We start from the raw sequence: 1,672 nt of genomic DNA on the forward strand, positions 1-1,672 counted from the left end.
GTTGGCTCTCGGTGTGAGCGAGAGCGCCTCTCGCGTGTGGCAATCGACGACCGTCAGGATCCGGAACGGACGCCCGTCGAACAGGCGGTCGGACATGAAGTCCATGGCCCAGACTTCGTTGGGTCCACCGATCGCTGGACTACCCTGACGATACCGCCAAGCCCGCTTGCGCTTGGGCAGCTTGGACCGGATCGACAGCCCTTCGTCGCGGGTTGTTCCGGTAGGTGCGCTTATGGTTCACCTCCCAGCCCGGGCAGCTTGGACCGGATCGACAGCCCTTCGTCGCGGGTTGTTCCGGTAGGTGCGCTTATGGTTCACCTCCCAGCCCTCCCGTCGCAACAGGATGTGCAGCCGCCGATAGCCGTAGCGCACCCGCGCCGCGGCCAGCTCCTTCAATCGCATCCGCAGAGCGACTTGCGGATCAGAGCGCTTGGTATAGCGCTGGGACGAACGGCCGAAGCCGGTRGCCAGACAGGCCCGACGCTCGCTGATKTCGTAARCCRCCTGCARATGACCRGCGACCTCACGGCGAGCGGCGGGCCTCACCACTGATCCTTGAGGACGTCCTGCAGCATGGAGCGGTCCAGCGTCAGGTCGGCGACCAGCCGCTTCAGCTTACCATTCTCGTCCTCCAACTGCTCGAGCCGTCGGATCTCCGGCACGCCCATGCCAACGAACTGCTTCTTCCAGCGGTAAAACGTCGGCTCGGATACGCCCATCTTCCGGCAGACCTCGTCCACCGTCGCGCCGTTCTCCGCCTGCCGCAGGGCGAAGGCGATCTGTTCATTCGTGAAGCGTTTGCGAGGCATGGCATCCACCCTCCTTCAGGGTTCAGGATGCCCNGCGCCGTTCTCCGCCTGCCGCAGGGCGAAGGCGATCTGTTCATTCGTGAAGCGTTTGCGAGGCATGGCATCCACCCTCCTTCAGGGTTCAGGATGCCCGAAAAACTTGCGCTCAGCGCGGACCAGTTTGCTGGGTCAGCGTCAGACCAGATGCCGAAACTCATCGACGGGTTCACCCGCGAGTGCCTGGGCATCCGGATCGCTCCTGAGTTCGAAACCCTGAACGTGACCGTCCCCCTGTCAGACCTGTTCAGCCTTCGCGGGATGCCAGGGCATTTCCAACCTGACGACGGGCCGGAGTTCAGCGCCACGGTCGTTCCGGACTGGATCGCGGCGATTGGCTCGCTGTTCGCCGACATCGAGCCGGGCAGCCCCGAGGAACGGCGACTGCGAAAGCCGCGACGCCAAGCTCGGGGCGAACTCCTCGACGGCGCCGTAATCGGCAGCCGCGTGGAGACCAGCCTCGTCATCGAGCAAGCGCGACGGTACCGGCGCCAGCCTCGCAGGCCGGCCGCCGGGCGGGCAGGCCGACGGCCCCGGCGGGTTCTGCGGCTACGCCCGCACGGTCGAACGACCCCACCTTCGCAGGGGAGGCAAGCGGGGCCCATGGCGGTGCAACGCGAGCCCGGGGACGAGGCGATCGGGACCGGCCCGGATACGATGCGAGAAACCCGGATGACGAACACAATCGCAGGTGGTATGCGGTGTCGTCAGCTTGACGGTCCGGAGACCCGCCGATGGAGCCCCATGTCCGCTACACGCAGGCGGGTCGTCTTCTGTCGATCGCGACGGTGCTGGGCGAGGACGCGCTGCTGCTGGAGCGGCTGGAG

Annotated in this window: 1 protein-coding gene and 1 pseudogene; both read right to left on the minus strand. The window is 66.1% G+C overall.

The window, feature by feature from the left end:
- A pseudogene (locus tag ASF22_RS23645) lies at positions 1–809 on the minus strand (transposase); the annotation flags it as partial.
- A 273-nt stretch (positions 810–1,082) separates the two neighbouring features.
- The gene (locus tag ASF22_RS07070; RefSeq protein ID WP_056262813.1) at positions 1,083–1,319 is read right to left on the minus strand and encodes a hypothetical protein; all 237 of its coding nucleotides are present in this window, start codon (positions 1,317–1,319) and stop codon (positions 1,083–1,085) included.
- Positions 1,320–1,672 lie beyond the last annotated feature (353 nt).

The sequence above is a fragment of the Methylobacterium sp. Leaf87 genome, assembly GCF_001422775.1.
In the GTDB taxonomy this organism is placed as follows: domain Bacteria; phylum Pseudomonadota; class Alphaproteobacteria; order Rhizobiales; family Beijerinckiaceae; genus Methylobacterium.